Source organism: Rheinheimera pacifica (assembly GCF_024809855.1).
Classification (GTDB): domain Bacteria; phylum Pseudomonadota; class Gammaproteobacteria; order Enterobacterales; family Alteromonadaceae; genus Alishewanella; species Alishewanella pacifica_A.
The window spans coordinates 1-17,230 of record NZ_JANUEM010000011.1; the positions used below are offsets into that span (position 1 = coordinate 1).

The window sequence follows — 17,230 nt, forward strand, 5'->3', positions numbered from 1 at the left end:
CCAGTGAGTAATCCCGCTGAGTTCGTTTATTACTTGTTTTCATTACACTCTCCAAAAAGAAGCTGGAAAGTGTCAACTTTATTTAGGACGGGTCACAGACATAAAAAAAGCCACCTTGCGGTGGCTTTTTTATTACGGCGTAAATTACGCTGCTAAGGCTTGTTTCGCTTTGCTCACTAAAGCAGTAAATGCTGCTTTATCGAATACTGCGATGTCAGCTAAAATCTTACGGTCGATTTCTACTGAGGCTTTTTTCAGGCCATCAATGAAACGGCTATAAGATAAACCATTCATGCGTGACGCTGCGTTGATACGCGCGATCCACAGTTGACGGAACTGACGCTTACGTTGACGACGGTCACGGTAAGCATATTGGCCGGCTTTAATAACGGCCTGGAAAGCAACACGATAAACACGACTGCGGGCACCGTAGTAACCTTTGGCCTGGTTTAACACCTTCTTATGACGCGCGCGCGCCGTTACACCACGTTTTACTCTTGGCATGTCAGACTCCTAATTAATTATGCGTATGGCATGCAACGGACTAAGCCGGCAATGTCTACTTTAGCGACTAAGGTTTTTGGACCTAACTGACGCTTACGCTTAGAGGTCTTCTTCGTCAGGATGTGGCGAAGGTGTGATTGCTTACGTTTAAAGCTACCAGAAGCGGTTTTCTTGAAACGCTTCGCAGCACCTTTATTGGTTTTCATCTTTGGCATAGTTAAAAACTCGCATTGTTAAATTACAACGAATAATAAGGCGTCAACCCTACACTTCGCAGTGCAGGGTTACACTTGAAAGCACCTATTACTTCTTATTTGGGGCCAGCATCATGATCATCTGGCGACCTTCCACCCGTGAAGGGAAAGATTCACACAAGGCAATGTCTGATAAATCTTCTTTAATCCGATTTAACATATCAATACCAATGTCAAGATGCGCCATTTCACGACCACGATAACGTAGCGTTACTTTAGCTTTGTCACCCTCTTCAATGAAGCGACGCAGGTTGCGTAGTTTTACCTGGTAATCGCCTTCATCAGTTCCAGGCCGGAATTTTATTTCCTTAATCTGGATCTGTTTTTGCTTCTTCTTCTGCTCTTTCAGAGCTTTACTCTTTTCAAACAGGAACTTACCGTAGTCCATCAACTTACATACTGGCGGTTCGGCAGTTGGGCTGATCTCAACTAAATCGGCACCACTTTCTTCAGCCAAACGATTGGCTTCAGCAATACTTACTACACCCAGCTGCTCACCTTCCAAACCAATTAACCTTACCTCTGGCAGGTTAATTTCTTCGTTTATCCTGTTAGGACGGTTTGCAGGTAATGTTTTCTTTCCTACTTTAATAGTATGTTCCTCCGAAAATTATTCTTATCGCTTAATCTGGCTTAAACCCGGTTTTTAATCTCTGTAGTCAGCTTCTCTACAAAAGCGTCAACAGACATTTTACCCAAGTCTTCTCCCTTGCGCGTTCTCAGTGCAATATCACCGGCTTCCATTTCTTTATCACCAACGACAACAAGGTAAGGAATGCGCTTAAGCGTGTGCTCGCGAATTTTAAAGCCTATCTTCTCATTTCTCAAGTCACTTATGACTCTAATACCGTGAGATTTGAAAGTTTTTACCAAATTCTGTACATATTCGGCCTGATTATCGGTAATGTTCATCACCACCACCTGAGTTGGCGCCAACCAGGCAGGAAATAAACCGGCATATTCTTCAATTAAAATACCGATAAAACGCTCTATTGAACCCAAAATAGCGCGGTGGATCATTACCGGTGTTTGCTTTTCGCCACTTTCAGCTACAAAAGTAGCACCCAAACGGCCTGGTAACGCAAAGTCTAACTGCACTGTACCGCACTGCCAGGCACGGCCTAAACAGTCGTGCAGGGTAAATTCAATTTTCGGGCCGTAAAACGCGCCTTCGCCCGGCTGTAAATCGTAGGCAATATCATTGGCTTTTAACGCTTCACTTAAGCCCTGTTCGGCGCGGTCCCACATCTCGTCAGTACCAATACGCTGTGCCGGCCGCGTAGACAGTTTTACTGCCACGTTTTTAAAGCCAAAGGTGCTGTAGGTGTCGAACACCATCTGAATACATTTGGTTACTTCAGCCTGTACCTGATCTTCCGTACAGAAGATATGCGCATCGTCCTGGGTAAAGCCGCGCACCCGCATTAAGCCGTGTAAACCACCAGATGGCTCGTTACGGTGACAACAACCAAACTCAGCCATTCGCAGTGGTAAGTCACGGTACGACTTCAAGCCCTGGTTAAAAATTTGCACATGGCCCGGACAGTTCATTGGCTTAATAGCATATTCGCGATGCTCTGACTGGGTAGTAAACATATTGTCGGCATACTTTTCCCAGTGGCCGGATTTCTCCCACAACACACGGTCCATCATTAACGGGCCTTTTACTTCATCGTACTCGTATTCGCCCAGCTTCTCACGGACAAAGCTTTCCAACTCACGGAAAATAGTCCAGCCATCGTTGTGCCAAAACACCATGCCTGGTGCTTCTTCCTGCCAGTGAAACAAGCCAAGTGCCTTACCAATTTTGCGGTGGTCACGTTTTTCCGCTTCTTCTAACTGCAGTAAATACGCTGCCAGCTGCTTTTTATCAGCCCATGCGGTGCCGTATACGCGCTGCAGCATTTTGTTTTTCGAATCGCCACGCCAATAAGCACCGGCAACTTTCATAATTTTAAAGTGTTGGCAAAAACGCATATTCGGTACATGCGGGCCACGGCACATATCAATATATTCTTCGTGGTGATACAAGCCGGGCTGATCGTCTTTACTAACGTTTTGCTCAAGAATTTCCAGCTTGTAGCTCTCGCCACGGGCTTTAAAAGTATCTACCGCTTCCTGCCAGCTGACTTTTTTCTTAATAACGTCATACTCGGTTTTCGCCAGTTCAAGCATACGCTGCTCCAGCCTGGCTAAATCGTCACTGCTAATTGGCTGGTCTAAATCAACGTCATAGTAAAAGCCGTTATCAATTACCGGACCAATGGCCATTTTTACGTTGGGCCACAGTTGCTTAATGGCATGGCCTAATAAGTGCGCACAGGAGTGGCGGATAATTTCCAGGCCTTCCTGATCTTTACTGGTAATAATGCTTAAGGTTGCATCGGCATTAATAGGGTCACAGGCATCAACTAACTGGCCATTTACCTTACCGGCAATAGTGGCTTTGGCTAAACCCGGGCCGATGTCTTTAGCGACATCCATAACTGAAACTGCATGATCAAAAGCGCGCTGGCTGCCATCTGGCAGAGTAATAACTGGCATGATAAATCCTTATACAGTGGTGGCCCATACCAAGGGTCACATGTTAAATAACGTGGCTAAAGCCGCAGTGCAGCAAAGCAGTTAATGGCCTATACAAGAAGCCATCTGCTAAACCGGGCACGGCAGCCGGTAAAAAAGCAGCGCTATAGTAGCATCAGCCCGCTGGCTTGACCACAATGTGACAAACTTTAACCTAGGCAACTGCCGTGATTTTTTAGCGTTATCAGCCATACTTCACCTTAAGCGTTTACGGAGGCAACATATGTGGCAGGCAATTGCTGAGCATATAAACAGTGAGCTGGATATTGATTTTCAGATTGAACAAAAAAGCCAGTTAACAGGTGGCAGTATTAACCTGGCCTGGCATATCAGTGGCCAGGGGCAGCATTTTTTTGTCAAAATTAACCAGCGTGAACAACTGGAGCAATTTGAAACAGAAGCGCTTAGCTTACAAGCATTACAGCAAAGCCATAGCATTAGAGTGCCAAAACTGATTTGCTCTGGCCAAACCATCGATAAAGCTTTTCTGGTACTGGAGTATTTACCCCTGGGCAACGAAACAACACATGGCTGGCATGATCTGGCCCAGCAACTGGCGCAACTGCATAAGCAACATGATCAGGCAATGTATGGTTTTGATTGGGACAATATGCTTGGCAGCACGCCTCAGCCAAACAAATGGCAGGCAAACTGGAGTAGTTTTTTTTCTGAACAACGGTTGGGTTGGATCTTACAGTTGCTACTGGAACAAGGCTTTGGTTTTGGCAATATCGACCAGTTGGTAGAGCAATGCCGGCAACGCTTGCATCATCATCAACCGGCGCCAAGTTTGCTGCATGGCGATTTATGGCGCGGTAATGTCGGCTTTACCGGTGATACCGCAGCAGTATTTGACCCGGCCTGCTATTTTGGTGACAGAGAAACGGATCTGGCCTACAGCACTATGTTTGGCCGTTTTCCGGAAGATTTTTACCAACATTACCAGCAGTATTATCCGCTGGATGATGCTTACAGTGATCGTAAAGACCTTTATAATCTGTATCATATACTTAACCATGCTTATTTGTTTCGGGGTGCATATCTGGTTCAGGCACAAGAGATGATTAAGCAGCTATTTCATTAAACTTATTGCGACAGGATGTTTTACACCCCCAGCAGTACCTGACTTTACGGAAAGCGAGTTATGCAAATTGCCCAGCAACCCGTGGCACTGATCACAGGCAGCGCCAAACGGCTTGGCCGGAAAATGATTGAAACCCTGCACGCTAATGATTACCGCGTAATAATACACTGCAATCGCTCACGCCCGGACGCTGATGCGCTGGCACTGCAACTAAACCAACAACGCCCTGCAAGCGCCGCCGTGTTACAGGCTGACTTATTGCAGGAAGCCAGCTGGCCGGAATTGGCAAAACAGGCTGTCGCTTGTTTTGGCCGGCTGGATGTGCTGGTAAACAACGCATCCGGCTTTTACCCTACCCCGGTAGCCACGGCTAATACAGCCCAATGGCAGGATTTATTTGGCTCTAATGTTAAAGCGCCATTTTTTCTAAGCCAGGCACTGGCCCCTGAACTGGCACGTAATAACGGTGCTATTGTTAATATGGTTGACATTCATGCAGGCAAACCTTTGGCAGAGCACAGTATTTACTGTATGGCAAAGGCTGCATTGTTAATGATGACAAAATCACTGGCGCTGGAACTGGCGCCGGCTGTAAGAGTCAACGGTATAGCGCCCGGTGCAATTTTATGGCCCGGTGAACAATCGGTTGCGTTAAAACAGCAAGACAAAGACGCCATACTGGCACAAATTCCGTTACAGCAGTTGGGCACTGCCACTGATATTGCTCAAACGCTGTTATTTTTGCTAAAAGCACCTTATATCACCGGGCATATTATTACGGTGGACGGAGGTCGCAGTTTAAGTAGTGCCCATAAAGCCTGACACTTAGCAGGCTAAACCGGCTGGAGGAAATCATCATGAGCTTATTGCAAAAAACAATAGAATGCCCGTTTTGTGGCCATCCAATGCATTTAAGTGTAGAAGTTACCGACGAAGATCAGGATTACACCGAAGATTGCAGTAACTGCTGCAACCCTATTCATATCAGGGTACATAAAGACGAGCTGCACCACAGTGTGCAGCTATTTATTGATGCCGATGATGAGCAGTATTACTAAATAACCGGTACAGCAAAACGCTCAGCCATAATGCGCTCTACCGTTTGCACTATGATTTGGGTTTGTTGATCCAGCTCGATATTCAGCATATCGCCCGGCTGCTTTTGTCCTAAGGTGGTAATGCTGAGTGTTTCGGGTATCAGATACAAACTAAAGCCATCAGCATAGGTTTCACCTACTGTTAAACTACACCCTTCCACCGCGATAAAGCCTTTGTTCAGAATATAACGCATATATTCCGCTGCCAGCGTCAGGCGCATTGCACAATTATTGGCGCTTTTATCCAGTGCCGTTATTGTTGCCGTGGTTTGTATATGGCCCGAGACAATATGGCCGCCTATTTCACTGCCAAAGCTTAACGAACGCTCAAAATTAACCCTATCACCCACGCTTAGCTGACCTAAATTGGTTTTGCTTAAGGTTTCTGCTATCACATCAAAACTCACCCAGCCGGCCGCGCTATCAAAATCTGTTACCGTTAAACAGACACCATTAATAGCTATACTGGCACCACGACTTAAGTTTTGCAGGTACTCAGGCCCTGGCTGTATGATTAACTGGCGAAATGCTGTTGCGTCCCGAACTGCAGTTAACTGCGCTTTTGTTTGAACTATTCCGGTAAACATAAGCCCTCATTTATGCTACATTGCGCGCCATTGCACGCTGCTGATACAACAAACTTAATATGTTACCTTTTTCCCGCTTCGAAGCCAGAACCATACTAAAACTTTCCGGCCCTATAGTGCTGGCACAGCTCACACAAACCTTAATGTACTTTGTCGATACCGTTATGGCCGGCCGTTACAGCGCGGTTGATATGGCGGCAATAGCCGTAGCGTCCGGTTTATGGTTCCCGGTAGTTATGACGATGCAAGGCCTGTTGCTTGCACTCACCCCGATAGTGGCGCAGTACTATGGCAGTAAACAAACTAAACCGGTTACTCACTTTACTGTGCAGGCAATGTATCTGGCTATGGCGTTAGCAACTGCTCTGTTTGTTGTAATGCTATATGTGCATGTGCCGGTTGACCTGTTAAATATGGATCAAACCCTGCGGCAAAAATCGCTGGATTATCTGTATTACGTTAGCTTTGGCTTATTCCCTGCTGCAGGCTATATGGTGCTGCGCAGTATGTTTGAAGGTATCGGTAATACCAAAGCCAGCATGTGGATCAGCTTTGTTGGTATTTTGGTGAATATTCCGGCCAACTATGTATTTATTTACGGCAAGCTGGGCATGCCGGCGCTGGGCGGCGCCGGGTGTGGTATCGCCACCGCGTTGGTGTTTTTTGCTATGTTTATCGCCATTTTAATTTACGGCTGGTTTAGCAGTACCACCAGGCGTTACCGGCTACACCCTAAAAGCTACCGCATTAATGTCAAAGATATCTGGCAAATTGTCTGTATCGGTACGCCTATCGCCTTTTCCATCTTCTTTGAAGTGACCTTATTCGCCTGTATCCCACTGGCAATTGTACATCTTGGCCCTATTATGGTTGCCGGGCATCAAATTGCACAAAACTACAGTGGTATCGTATTTATGCTGCCGTTATCGCTCGGTATGGCCACCACTATCCGTGTTGGCCATCTTGTAGGCCAGCAGAGCATTATGGAGCTGAAAAAGGCCGTATCTACTGCCATCATACTGGCGGTGCTGATGTCACTGGTTATTGCCAGCCTGACATTTATCCTGAAAAATAGTATTGCGGCTCTGTACTCACCCGATCCTACTGTTATTGCGCTTGCTGCATCGTTGTTAATTCTGGCCTGCTTTTATCAGGTATCAGACGCCATTCAGGTAGTATCAGCCTGTGCATTACGCGGTATGAAAGTCACCAAACCGGTATTTTTTATCACCCTTATTGCTTACTGGCCAATCGGCTTTGGCCTGGGTGCCGTACTGGGATTAACAAACTGGCTGGTACCGGCAATGGGCGCGCATGGTTTCTGGATCGGTATCATAGTTGGTTTAAGCGTTGCAGCGGTGCTACTGGCTATGATCTTAAAACGCACTTTACTTAAATTTGAACAACAAGCAGGTTAAAATGTGAGGCCGTTTAGAAGAGCACGATACGACATCTTGACGGTCAGCAGGACTTAGTGAATTAAGGAAAGCGGTTAGTACAGCAATCATTCTCGGTATCGTGATATCTGCCATAACCGCAACGCTCACATTTCTCTTAAGAGAGCAGATCGCATCGCTGTACACAGGTAATGCCGAAGTCATTGCACTAGCATCTTCATTGCTGCTGTTAGCTTGTATTTATCAGGTTACAGATTCAGTACAGGTAATTTGTGCGTCAATTCTGCGGGGTATGAAAATCACCAAGCCCACCTTCTTTATCACCTTTATAGCCTATTGGCCTATTGGCCTGTTGGCTTTGGCTTGGGGTATGTGCTAGGTTTAACAAATTGGATTGTACCCGCTATGGGTGTTCATGGATTTTGGATTGGTATTATTTTTGGATTAACAGTTGCTGCGATATTACTTTCGATTGTTTTGAGAAACGAGCTCAAAAATATACATTAAAAAAGCTAAAAATAATCACAAAAAAATAGAGCTATAAGAGATTTATACATGGATAAATTTTAAAAAATAAAAATTCAAAACAAAAAAATAAAACTAAGAACAATGAAAAAAAATGAAATAGAGGCTTCAGACTCTACCATAACCACAAGATTTTTTCTTTTATCAAGTGCAGTAAACGAAATAATTGATCTTGAAGAAAAAATTTCAAATGAATTCAGACATTCCAAACAGCAATTCACTAGTAGAGCAGAGTATTTTTCGTTTTGGTTGCGATGCCAATCCTTTTTTGTTACAGCAAAATCACTTACAGATTGCACGAATCTAAACGAATTATATAACAAAAAATCAGATGCAGACTGGCGTTTTGGAATTAAAGCAATACGGCATTTCTTCGCCCATGAGATAGAGATAATTAACTCTCTACATCGTGCAGTAACTTTCATAACTGAAGAGAAAAGATCTATATCACTCACTGGTTTTGTTGTAAGCAGTGAAGATATGTTTAAAATACTCCAAAAATGCAATAGAAATATCTTAATAAGCGACTTTAAGAAGTTAAAGGAAAAGAAAAAGTTAAATTTCAAAATAATGCGCAACAAATTAAAAAAGGTCAAAGAGAAAAACTTATCTATAGTTAACAAAATCGTTAGCAGGCCAAACCCAAAAGTCATCTTAATCAGCGATATAATAACAAGCCACTACCTCTTGATTAAAAAAATAATCGACGAAACAAGAAACATATCGAAAACAAATTCAAATTCCAACACAGTAAAAAATAAAAACAAAGCCATCAATAAAGAAATAACTTATATAGAGAATATTGAAAAAATAGTTAATCAAGCCATTAACTACAGAAATAAAAATTGCAATTGGACTGACACCATCTAAATTAAGGAAATTATTATGAATAAAGTTATGAATGTTTTGATATTTTTAATTATTCAAGGATGTGCCGCCGCGCCAAAAAATCATTTCAGGCATGAATATCAAACCTATTCTGTAGATGGATATTTAATGCGTATCTTTAAAGATGGGTCAGGAAGCTTTGGTCGTCAAGAGGAATTGGTAGCTATGGGAAACCACTGGTCTTTCAGCACAAAAAAAGATGAAATGACTGACAAAATCATACTAACCGCTTATAGAAGAGGGTTCGATCAAGACGCTTATCTGCCAATGAATTCGAAAATTGGAATTTATATCGACCTTTCATCAGACAGTTCAGAGATCATTTGTGTTTATGGTCATGACTTTCCAGGGCAATCAGCAATGGTAAGAGTAGGAAAAAATACAGCCATCAATACAAATGAATATGGCTGCACAGAGCTTACTGCAGATCTATCAAAGCAACTCGAATCTGAGAAATCAGTGAAAGTCCGAGGAAAGATCTGGCCTGATAATGGTTACATAACAACTGAGGTTAATCTTGACGGTTACAGCAAAGTAGTCGAATTTCTTCGATTAAGAAAAAATGTGCTTATGGAGAAATCAGACATTTAGCCTGTACTCATTTTCTGTAAACAGTCGTTACGGCAACATAAACACCATATCGACCATTTTTGACGTTTGAAATCCAATTTAGGAAGCTAAAAATGTGTTTTGAATCAATATGCAAGCGGTATTCAGCATTTATGCACTGTTTACACGGATCGTGCGACTAAATGCCGTTGTCGCTCGGTATGGCCACTACTATCAGCGTGGGGCACCTGGTAGGCCAGCAGAGCATTATGGAGCTGAAAAAAGCTGTGTCGACAGCCATTATACTGGCAGTGCTGATGTCGTTGGTTATCGCCAGCCTGACATTTATCCTGAAAAATAGTATTGCGGCTCTGTACTCACCCGACCCTACTGTTATTGCGCTGGCGGCATCGTTGTTAATTCTGGCCTGCTTTTATCAGGTATCAGACGCCATTCAGGTAGTATCAGCCTGTGCATTACGCGGTATGAAAGTCACCAAACCGGTATTTTTTATCACCCTTATTGCTTACTGGCCAATCGGCTTTGGCCTGGGTGCCGTACTGGGATTAACAAACTGGCTGGTACCGGCAATGGGCGCGCATGGTTTCTGGATCGGTATCATAGTTGGTTTAAGCGTTGCAGCGGTGCTACTGGCCATGATCTTAAAACGCACTTTACTTAAATTTGAACAACAAGCAGGTTAGACGATGAGGCCATTTAAACGATGAAGTTATATCTGCTGCCATTGGTGCTGATGAGCCTTATTGCCTGCACAGATTACAATGGCGATAAAGCGCTGCAAAATTATCAACAGCGTTTAGAGCGGGTACTGGATATATCACAAAAAAATAGTGCCCTACCCAATGCAGCGCCTCTGGCAGCACAGCGTGATTTAAAACAACCATTGCCAGACATACGACTGGACCTTACCGACGCTTATGCTACACGCCGCTGCAGCCTGGATACCTTAATTGGCGAGCGTAATAGCAGCCTGGGCAAAGTGTACAGTGCCAGTAAACAGTTAAGCTATGAGCTGCGTTTTTTAAGCCAGTTGCAACGCTGCCTGGAGCAAAGCTGGGACGACACTGCCCTGTTAAACCAGTTGCAACAGGTATATCAGCAAAAACAACGCAGTATTGATATTGCGTTTAATAATATGCTGCTAACCGACGACACCCTGCGTAAAGAACTATTGGGCGTGCGCAAAGCCCTGCCACTGCAGGCTGCGCCCGGTTTTAGCGAAACCTGGCAAGCATTAACCGAACTAAATCAGCTGCGGCAGTTTATAGCGCAGCAAAACTGGTACTCTGCCAGCCAGATAGATATTGAGCAACAACTACAGCTGCTGTATCGCTACAACTTTATCGGCCGGTTGCAATATAGCTTACGTACCGCCAGCCATCAGTTGGCACAGCTTAATCAACTCAGCGAAGCCAAAGCAGCATCTGCGTTATGCCCGCAGCAACGCGACAGTGAGCAACTGCATATTTTAGCGAATGTATTTAGTAAATATTTTGTCGGTGAAATACAGCTATACACCAGTGAGCTAAGCCGCTACCAACAGCAGTTATGGCCTTTATTACAACAGTTGTATCAAGATACCGAGCTTAATACCCCGCTCACTTTACGCTTTGAACACACATTTGGGGAAATGCGCACTGAACTCAGCCGCCATGTAAAGTGGTGGCAAGCGCTGAATAACCAATGCCCGCTTAAACTTACCGCCCAGCAGTAAGCTGCCGATACGGCGAAAAATACACCAAACACACAGTGTTAGCAGAAAAACACTTGCCATTGCCCCAACGGCGCAATAACATAGCCGCCGTTGTCTGCCAAGCTAAGCGCTGGCCAGCAACCTAAAGTGTGCGTCCTTAGCTCAGCTGGTTAGAGCACCACCTTGACATGGTGGGGGTCGGTGGTTCGAGTCCACTAGGACGCACCAAAAATTCCTTTAAAAACGCCACCTTACGGGTGGCGTTTTTATTTCTGCTTGGTGTTTGGAGAAGCTTTGGAGAAACAAAATACGAATTTAAGCAAAACCCTCTTTTCCGATTTACCGAAAATCCACGCCAAACACTCCCAGAATGCCAGTATCCGTTTAATCAATCGTGGTAATAAAACAGACACCCCGCGACAGTACCAAGGTGCCATTGGCCTTATCAATACTGCATACGCTGATTGATAACCAGAGATTGCTTAGGCTGCGGATGTAGCCGCACGATAGCCACCCCGTCCTTCCCGCTTCATGGCGTACATGGCTTGATCGGCTTTTTCCAACAGCTCCGGGAAGGTTTTACCGTGCTCTGGGTATAAGCTGATGCCGATACTGGCACCGATATTGTATGTTTTGTTGTTTACCTGATAAGCCCCGCTTAAACAGCTAAGCAATTTTTCTGCGATAAGATTTGCCTGCTCGGTGTTTTCAAGCTGGGTGGCAACAACAATAAACTCATCACCGCCTAAACGGGCACAGATATCAGTACTTCTGATAGCTGAGGTTAGCCGCTCGGCGACGGTTTTTAGCACCAGATCTCCGGCTTTATGCCCGGCTTCATCGTTAACTGGTTTGAATCTATCTAAATCGATGTAATACAGAGCCAACTGTTGATGTGGCCGGTTCGCCAGTAATAATGCCTTGCCAAACAGGGAGTCAACATAGCGTTTATTACTCAGGCCGGTTAGCGGGTCTTTATAGGCCAATTCAAGCGCATGAGACTCAGAATCGAGCAAGCGCTTCTGAAACAGCATTAACACAGCGCTTATCAATGCAGTATACAGTAACATCATCACAATGGTGCCCGCGACAAACGCCATAGTGCGCCAATCGGCATATAACAAACGAGATACCGGCACAAATATCAGCCAGTGCAATGCCATAACGGCACTGCAGGCCACAATAGCCGCCTTACTGAACTTGGGAAGAACAACTGTGCTGCGCCAGGTATACCAGCAGATCATAGCCAGACAGATAGCGTTGAACAATGCTAAACCGCTGCTGTAAATGGTGGCGCTGTAGTGCAATAAATAGGCACTCAACACCCACAGCTGCATAGCAAATACCATAGTGCACAGTGCTGCCATGTTAATGTTGGCTGCAAAAAAACGTACCACACCAATAAGCAAGGCGAGTTTTTCAGACAGGGTCAACAGGGAATACAGCAGCTTGGCCAAATCGGCGTCAGTTTCCTGCATCCAGGCAAATGATAAGCGCGCCAAACTGGCTAGGAAAATGGCTAACGCCCACCAGCCGCAACCGGGATTCGTTCGTGGTACCTTGCGTGCTATCAGCAGCAGAAAAAAGAACACCAGGTACATCGCGCTGCCTGCGGAGTGAATTACGTAGAATAACATCCTGTCCCCCTATTCCTGATTGTCGCATTACGCCTGGCTAAAACCTGATTCTTTGTAATGTAAGTTATACGCCGTTAATCTAATGGCGCCACCGCGTTTCTAACATTGGCAATACTTTGCCAAACATCGCGCATTTGCTCCGAGCTTAACTTCTGTTGTTTTAAACTAAAACACCAAAAACACGGGTTGCTGATAAAACAGAGTATCGAGTTTACGAATGTCATTCTGGCCATCTTCCCTGACCATGCTATCGCCGATACTTTCGACAATCACAATGCCATCAACGCGTTTGTTTTTCAGCAAAGATAACCAGGACGATACGCCGACATCGGTTTTCAGCAACACATTAAGCTCTTTTAGCTTGTGTTCTACCAAATAACCTTTAGGTGCAGTAATGCCCAGCTTCACATGGCTAAATTGTGTGCCATCCCACTCCAGCTCACTGCTGGCGTGAACATAAACAGGATAATTAACATTACGTATTCTGAAATCGGCATTGGGTACGCCGTTTCCCACTTCCGGAAAAGCATACTTAGCGCTGCGCTCATCATTCCAGCCCATACCAATAGCACCGTCATACGCACCACTTTCTACCTGAGCTTTACAGCGTCGCCAGGGTAACCTGTCAATGGTGAACTGATATTGCAGTGAGGTCAGTGCTTTGGCAACGATGGCTGTATATTCGCCATAGTAAATTCCGCCATTAATGGTGTGCTGGGGTAAATCAGGGTCTTCGGCTTCAGACTCCTGACACAGGCGCAAAATTTGAGAACAAGCAAACCACGGCAGTAAGCAAAGCAATATTATTATTGTTTTCATAGCATAACCACTGTACCACTAACATTTCACCATTCTTTCAATATATTAAGAACACAATATGGCAAATTAAAATAAAAATATTTGTAAATTCAGTAAGAAATCTAATTTTATTCCCGATACTGTTATACATTAGAAAGAATAATATCTAAATTCTTATAGCATATTTTTCCGCCACTTGTGGCCAGATAAACTTTCTTTCAGTTGCTGGCTGTAGGCTCTGCTGACTTTCTGCGATTTACTAGAACCGCTGATAATACAACCCGATATTTTTGCTTTAGGAGGCAGCGATTCAGGCTTGCCAGGCAATGCCGGTAAACTTATACAAAAACGCCCCTGATTAAGGGGCGTTTTTGTTCGTTAATGCGTAATCTGCGCCAGAGCCCAGCGTAGCATACGGGCATAAAGCCATTGCTGTGGCCCGCTTGGTTTAGCCAGCCCCATTCTGGTTAATGCTTCCGGTGCATCAGGGCCACCACGCAGCAGTGCACCAAGCATTTGTAATTTAGAGTGTTTCAGTTTTTTCATACGTTGCAAAGCAGCCATAAGCTTTTGTTCCAGCTCAGTAAAGTCACTGCCAAACGGGTAACGGGATAAATTGCCCATTAATCGCAGTGCATTTAAACGTGACTCAATGCTGGCAGGAGAATTCGCAGCAGCAACAGCTGGAATAGTCCAGTTTGGGTCCAATTTACCTGCTGCCACCGCCTTATGTTTCAGGTTCTGCTGAAAACGGCTATCGCTGATGCAAATAAGGGCTTTTATGCACTCTTCATCTGTGGCACCACGTAAATCAGCAATACCATATTCGGTAACAACAATATCCCGCAAATGCCGTGGAATAGTGCAATGCGGATATTCCCAGACGATACCCGATGTTATCTCACCGCCACTTTCACGGGTACTGCGCAGTAACAGGATCGAGCGCCCTCCCCGCATCGCATGCGCCATAGCAACAAAGTTGTATTGCCCCCCTACACCGGAAACCAACTGATGATCTTTGAGGCCGTCAGACGTTGCCGCGCCGGTTAAACTCACCATCATACAGGTGTTAATAAAGCGGGCTTTCTGGCGCTGCAATTTCTCCAGTTTAGGGTTATCGCCATACAACTGATTGATCCGGCCAACCGAGCTCATGCGAAACCGTGGCCATTCCGGCTCAGTTAATTCGCGTAGCCAGCGGTAAAAATCGTCAGAGCCGAGAAAAAATGCAGCATCTAACAAGGCGCCACTGCCGCCGATGCCAGAATCGTCAGCAATGCGCCCGGCATTGGCGAGGCTTTGCAGGTGTTCATCGTCAAATACTTCCCGCTTGAGGATCCCGGCCCGGTATAAATGCATAAAGCCATCAAGAAACATTTCACTGGCAGCATAAAGCCCGGTGCCAAAACTGTCATAGCCACCAATAGCATCTACCAGCGCCTGTCCGGGTAAAGCCTGGTTAAAATAACCGCGATAGGCCTCGTTGCACTGTTGCCGTTGGATTAAGCTGTATACCAAAGCGTCGCTCAGCGAACCAATACCGATTTGCAAAGTACCGCCGTCAGCAACCAATGCACTGGCATTCATCCCGACAGCGTAATCCTGACTGGTTACGGGGTTGCGTGGCAAAGCAAACAAACGCTGCTCAGGATTATCGTTAATGATCCGGTGAAAGAAATCGTCGCTAACCACTGCATCTCCGGCCATAAAAGGCAGATCCGGGTGCACCTGAGCCAGCATCAGGCACTTACGATCAACCCGGTGGCTAAGCTCTTCTGCCAGATCCAGCGTAACATCCGGGTTGCAGCTCAGGCTGTACTCCCAGCCAAATTCTGCCGGGCGCCGGGCGACCAACTGCAAAATAAGATTAACGCCCCTGTCTGCCAGATCCCTTGCAACATGGGTGTAATTACTGGAGACATAATGGCGCTGAGCCTCAGCATTACCCAGCATGCTACCGGACTGAAAGTAAAACTCTGTCACGGTAATATTGGCAGGTAACTGTTGCGAAGCCAGTGCATCGGCATAAGCCAACCGTGGGTAGTCTTCACCAAAATGACGCTTAAGAAAGGGCTGCAAAAAACGCTGTTCCAATTCGCTGCCGGGTTTAGGTGGATTAAGCGACAACGCAGTGAAGATATCCAGCCTGATACTGCTGTCTGCACAGGCCCTGTGATAAAAAGCATTGATTAAGCGGTTAGGTTTACCCAGGCCCAGCGGTAAGCCAAGCACCACATGCTTGCCAATTTGCGCTAAAACCTCATCAACGATAGAGGCGTAATCATTATCGTGCATTGCGTTAACCTTATCCCGTGTTCTGCATTACAGCCTTACTGTACTACAGTTAAGCAACCGATTGGGCTGGCACAAAACGACGGCAAACATTTCTGCCATGCGCCGTAAAACAATTACCCGGTTACGGTTAAAACTGGCACTCACTTAAACCGGTGTTTTAAGTAAACCTGTCGCCAGCGCATAAAATGCCTCTGTAGCTTTTGGCAATACTTCCTGAGGCTCTGCACTTGCAGCAACCCACAGCGCTGCATTAAGTGCGGCCCCACTGATTAACCGGGCAGCAGCCTCAGCATCAATTTGTTTTAATTTCCCCTGAGCAATCAGCCTTTCCACTGTCGATTTTGTCGACTGAAGGCAGCTGCTCTGGCTGGGCCACTGCGACGGATCACCAAGAACCGCCGGGCCATCAAGCAACACTATACGCTGAACCTCCGGTACCAGAGCCAGTTCAATATAAGCAGCGCCCTCAGTAAGCAGCCCCAGCCAGTCATCACCAGCCGCCTCACCCGCCTTATGGGCATGTAATGCCATTTCTGAATCAATTTGCTCAACAACTGCCGCCAGCAATCCGCGTTTGTCGCCAAAATTGTGATAAAGCGCACCACGTGTCAAGCCAACATCGGCGGTTAAATCATCCATTGATGAGGCTGCATAGCCTTTTTCTGCAAAAGCTTTTCGGGCGGCCGAGATCAGTTTTGCCCGGTTCTCAGCCATTGATTTCAAACGTTGATTCATCGTAACCCCACTTTGACATACGGCGCGTATAAATTAAATTGACATACGAGGCGAATGTGAAATACCATACATACGAGGTGTATATTAAATTATTTTTATGCACGGCGTATAGCACAGTCTACCAATATCAATGTACAGAGGTTACAAAATGACTAAACGTGAAATCATCACTCCTGAGGGCAAACATGCTCTTTACGAACAACATGCTTACTCAGCCGCAATTAAATCCGGTGATTTGCTCTTCGTCTCAGGGCAAGTAGGAAGCCTGCCAGATGGCAAACCAGAGCCTGATTTTGCTCTTCAGGTTGAGTTGGCGTTTGCTAACCTGCAAGCCACCTTAAAAGCTGCTGGGTGCACACTCAATGATATTGTCGATGTAACAACATTTCACACCGATCCGCAGAACCAATTTGATACGGTTCTGGCAATCAAACAAAAGATGTTTCCTTCAGCGCCATACCCAAACTGGACCGCAATTGGCGTAACCTGGTTGGCAGGCTTTGACTTTGAAATCAAAGTGATTGCCCGGGTTCCGACAACAAGCTGAGCTTGTATCTTTCAATAAGTCACTTCTTAGCTGCCA

19 protein-coding genes and 1 tRNA gene are annotated in these 17,230 nt (G+C 45.5%); 11 read left to right on the forward strand and 9 right to left on the reverse strand.

The annotated features are described in order from the left end of the window. Window positions 1-144 precede the first annotated feature (144 nt). The 4 genes from rplT to thrS all read right to left on the reverse strand — a co-directional run bounded on the left by rplT (window position 145) and on the right by thrS (window position 3,302). Window positions 145-504 carry a 50S ribosomal protein L20 gene (rplT, locus tag M2404_RS13870; RefSeq protein WP_068235207.1) on the reverse strand — a complete coding sequence of 120 codons (360 nt, stop codon included), beginning with the start codon at window positions 502-504 and terminating at the stop codon, window positions 145-147. 17 nt (window positions 505-521) lie between these two features. Next, the gene (gene rpmI, locus M2404_RS13875; protein WP_027672243.1) at window positions 522-719 is read right to left on the reverse strand and encodes a 50S ribosomal protein L35; all 198 of its coding nucleotides are present in this window, start codon (window positions 717-719) and stop codon (window positions 522-524) included. Window positions 720-807: 88 nt separating this feature from the next. Continuing rightward, window positions 808-1,350 carry a translation initiation factor IF-3 gene (gene infC, locus M2404_RS13880; RefSeq protein ID WP_215398627.1) on the reverse strand — a complete coding sequence of 181 codons (543 nt, stop codon included), beginning with the start codon at window positions 1,348-1,350 and terminating at the stop codon, window positions 808-810. A 41-nt stretch (window positions 1,351-1,391) separates the two neighbouring features. Further along, window positions 1,392-3,302, reverse strand: coding sequence for a threonine--tRNA ligase (gene thrS / locus M2404_RS13885; RefSeq protein WP_259240348.1), 1,911 nt, complete (start codon window positions 3,300-3,302; stop codon window positions 1,392-1,394). 262 nt (window positions 3,303-3,564) lie between these two features. On the opposite strand from thrS, the gene M2404_RS13890 reads away from it, so the two are divergent. Genes M2404_RS13890 through M2404_RS13900 form a run of 3 tightly spaced genes read left to right on the forward strand, consistent with a single transcriptional unit; the run spans window position 3,565 to window position 5,483 of the window. After that, window positions 3,565-4,425 (forward strand): fructosamine kinase family protein, encoded by an 861-nt coding sequence (locus M2404_RS13890; protein ID WP_259240349.1) that lies wholly within the window; start codon window positions 3,565-3,567, stop codon window positions 4,423-4,425. A gap of 60 nt (window positions 4,426-4,485) precedes the next feature. Further along, window positions 4,486-5,247 (forward strand): pteridine reductase, encoded by a 762-nt coding sequence (locus tag M2404_RS13895; RefSeq protein ID WP_259240350.1) that lies wholly within the window; start codon window positions 4,486-4,488, stop codon window positions 5,245-5,247. A 35-nt stretch (window positions 5,248-5,282) separates the two neighbouring features. Beyond that, window positions 5,283-5,483 (forward strand): CPXCG motif-containing cysteine-rich protein, encoded by a 201-nt coding sequence (locus tag M2404_RS13900; RefSeq protein WP_259240351.1) that lies wholly within the window; start codon window positions 5,283-5,285, stop codon window positions 5,481-5,483. On the opposite strand, the gene M2404_RS13905 is transcribed toward M2404_RS13900, so the two are convergent. After that, window positions 5,480-6,109 (reverse strand): riboflavin synthase subunit alpha, encoded by a 630-nt coding sequence (locus tag M2404_RS13905; protein WP_259240352.1) that lies wholly within the window; start codon window positions 6,107-6,109, stop codon window positions 5,480-5,482. The genes M2404_RS13900 and M2404_RS13905 overlap by 4 nt on opposite strands. Before the next feature lie 59 nt (window positions 6,110-6,168). On the opposite strand from M2404_RS13905, the gene M2404_RS13910 reads away from it, so the two are divergent. The 7 genes from M2404_RS13910 (at window position 6,169) to M2404_RS13935 (ending at window position 11,410) form a co-directional block, all read left to right on the forward strand. After that, window positions 6,169-7,527 carry an MATE family efflux transporter gene (locus M2404_RS13910; protein WP_259240353.1) on the forward strand — a complete coding sequence of 453 codons (1,359 nt, stop codon included), beginning with the start codon at window positions 6,169-6,171 and terminating at the stop codon, window positions 7,525-7,527. A gap of 100 nt (window positions 7,528-7,627) precedes the next feature. Then, window positions 7,628-7,885 (forward strand): MATE family efflux transporter, encoded by a 258-nt coding sequence (locus M2404_RS20355; RefSeq protein WP_405047787.1) that lies wholly within the window; start codon window positions 7,628-7,630, stop codon window positions 7,883-7,885. Between the two features lie 230 nt (window positions 7,886-8,115). Continuing rightward, window positions 8,116-8,901, forward strand: coding sequence for a hypothetical protein (locus M2404_RS13915; protein ID WP_259240354.1), 786 nt, complete (start codon window positions 8,116-8,118; stop codon window positions 8,899-8,901). Between the two features lie 15 nt (window positions 8,902-8,916). Next, window positions 8,917-9,510, forward strand: coding sequence for a hypothetical protein (locus tag M2404_RS13920; RefSeq protein WP_259240355.1), 594 nt, complete (start codon window positions 8,917-8,919; stop codon window positions 9,508-9,510). A gap of 161 nt (window positions 9,511-9,671) precedes the next feature. Next, window positions 9,672-10,172, forward strand: a complete 501-nt coding sequence (locus tag M2404_RS13925; RefSeq protein WP_259240356.1) for an MATE family efflux transporter — start codon at window positions 9,672-9,674, stop codon at window positions 10,170-10,172. Window positions 10,173-10,192: 20 nt separating this feature from the next. After that, the gene (locus M2404_RS13930; RefSeq protein WP_259240357.1) at window positions 10,193-11,203 is read left to right on the forward strand and encodes a DUF3080 domain-containing protein; all 1,011 of its coding nucleotides are present in this window, start codon (window positions 10,193-10,195) and stop codon (window positions 11,201-11,203) included. A gap of 130 nt (window positions 11,204-11,333) precedes the next feature. Then, window positions 11,334-11,410: transfer RNA gene (locus tag M2404_RS13935), tRNA-Val, on the forward strand. Window positions 11,411-11,664: 254 nt separating this feature from the next. On the opposite strand, the gene M2404_RS13940 is transcribed toward M2404_RS13935, so the two are convergent. The 4 genes from M2404_RS13940 to M2404_RS13955 form a co-directional block, all read right to left on the reverse strand. Next, on the reverse strand, window positions 11,665-12,819 hold the full coding sequence (locus M2404_RS13940; protein ID WP_259240358.1) for a GGDEF domain-containing protein: 1,155 nt from the start codon (window positions 12,817-12,819) through the stop codon (window positions 11,665-11,667). A gap of 165 nt (window positions 12,820-12,984) precedes the next feature. Next, a complete protein-coding gene (locus tag M2404_RS13945; protein ID WP_259240359.1) occupies window positions 12,985-13,638 on the reverse strand; it encodes a type 2 periplasmic-binding domain-containing protein in 654 nt (217 codons plus the stop codon). Window positions 13,639-13,995: 357 nt separating this feature from the next. Further along, complete coding sequence (locus M2404_RS13950; protein WP_259240360.1) at window positions 13,996-15,912, reverse strand: acetyl-CoA hydrolase/transferase C-terminal domain-containing protein; 1,917 nt, start codon at window positions 15,910-15,912, stop codon at window positions 13,996-13,998. A 144-nt stretch (window positions 15,913-16,056) separates the two neighbouring features. After that, the gene (locus tag M2404_RS13955; protein WP_259240361.1) at window positions 16,057-16,647 is read right to left on the reverse strand and encodes a TetR/AcrR family transcriptional regulator; all 591 of its coding nucleotides are present in this window, start codon (window positions 16,645-16,647) and stop codon (window positions 16,057-16,059) included. Between the two features lie 148 nt (window positions 16,648-16,795). Here M2404_RS13955 and M2404_RS13960 point away from each other — a divergent pair, with 148 nt between their 5' ends. Beyond that, window positions 16,796-17,194 (forward strand): RidA family protein, encoded by a 399-nt coding sequence (locus tag M2404_RS13960; RefSeq protein WP_259240362.1) that lies wholly within the window; start codon window positions 16,796-16,798, stop codon window positions 17,192-17,194. Window positions 17,195-17,230: the final 36 nt, after the last annotated feature.

Coding starts and splice junctions, on each gene's coding strand:
- M2404_RS13910 (WP_259240353.1), top strand. CDS start 6,169: ATGTTACCTTTTTCCCGCTTCGAAGCCAGAACCATACTAAAACTTTCC.
- M2404_RS13900 (WP_259240351.1), top strand. CDS start 5,283: ATGAGCTTATTGCAAAAAACAATAGAATGCCCGTTTTGTGGCCATCCA.
- M2404_RS13915 (WP_259240354.1), top strand. CDS start 8,116: ATGAAAAAAAATGAAATAGAGGCTTCAGACTCTACCATAACCACAAGA.
- M2404_RS13925 (WP_259240356.1), top strand. CDS start 9,672: ATGCCGTTGTCGCTCGGTATGGCCACTACTATCAGCGTGGGGCACCTG.
- M2404_RS13955 (WP_259240361.1), bottom strand. CDS start 16,647: ATGAATCAACGTTTGAAATCAATGGCTGAGAACCGGGCAAAACTGATC.
- rpmI (WP_027672243.1), bottom strand. CDS start 719: ATGCCAAAGATGAAAACCAATAAAGGTGCTGCGAAGCGTTTCAAGAAA.
- M2404_RS13960 (WP_259240362.1), top strand. CDS start 16,796: ATGACTAAACGTGAAATCATCACTCCTGAGGGCAAACATGCTCTTTAC.
- M2404_RS13905 (WP_259240352.1), bottom strand. CDS start 6,109: ATGTTTACCGGAATAGTTCAAACAAAAGCGCAGTTAACTGCAGTTCGG.
- M2404_RS13895 (WP_259240350.1), top strand. CDS start 4,486: ATGCAAATTGCCCAGCAACCCGTGGCACTGATCACAGGCAGCGCCAAA.
- thrS (WP_259240348.1), bottom strand. CDS start 3,302: ATGCCAGTTATTACTCTGCCAGATGGCAGCCAGCGCGCTTTTGATCAT.
- M2404_RS13930 (WP_259240357.1), top strand. CDS start 10,193: ATGAAGTTATATCTGCTGCCATTGGTGCTGATGAGCCTTATTGCCTGC.
- M2404_RS13940 (WP_259240358.1), bottom strand. CDS start 12,819: ATGTTATTCTACGTAATTCACTCCGCAGGCAGCGCGATGTACCTGGTG.
- M2404_RS13890 (WP_259240349.1), top strand. CDS start 3,565: ATGTGGCAGGCAATTGCTGAGCATATAAACAGTGAGCTGGATATTGAT.
- rplT (WP_068235207.1), bottom strand. CDS start 504: ATGCCAAGAGTAAAACGTGGTGTAACGGCGCGCGCGCGTCATAAGAAG.
- M2404_RS13920 (WP_259240355.1), top strand. CDS start 8,917: ATGAATAAAGTTATGAATGTTTTGATATTTTTAATTATTCAAGGATGT.
- M2404_RS13950 (WP_259240360.1), bottom strand. CDS start 15,912: ATGCACGATAATGATTACGCCTCTATCGTTGATGAGGTTTTAGCGCAA.
- M2404_RS13945 (WP_259240359.1), bottom strand. CDS start 13,638: ATGAAAACAATAATAATATTGCTTTGCTTACTGCCGTGGTTTGCTTGT.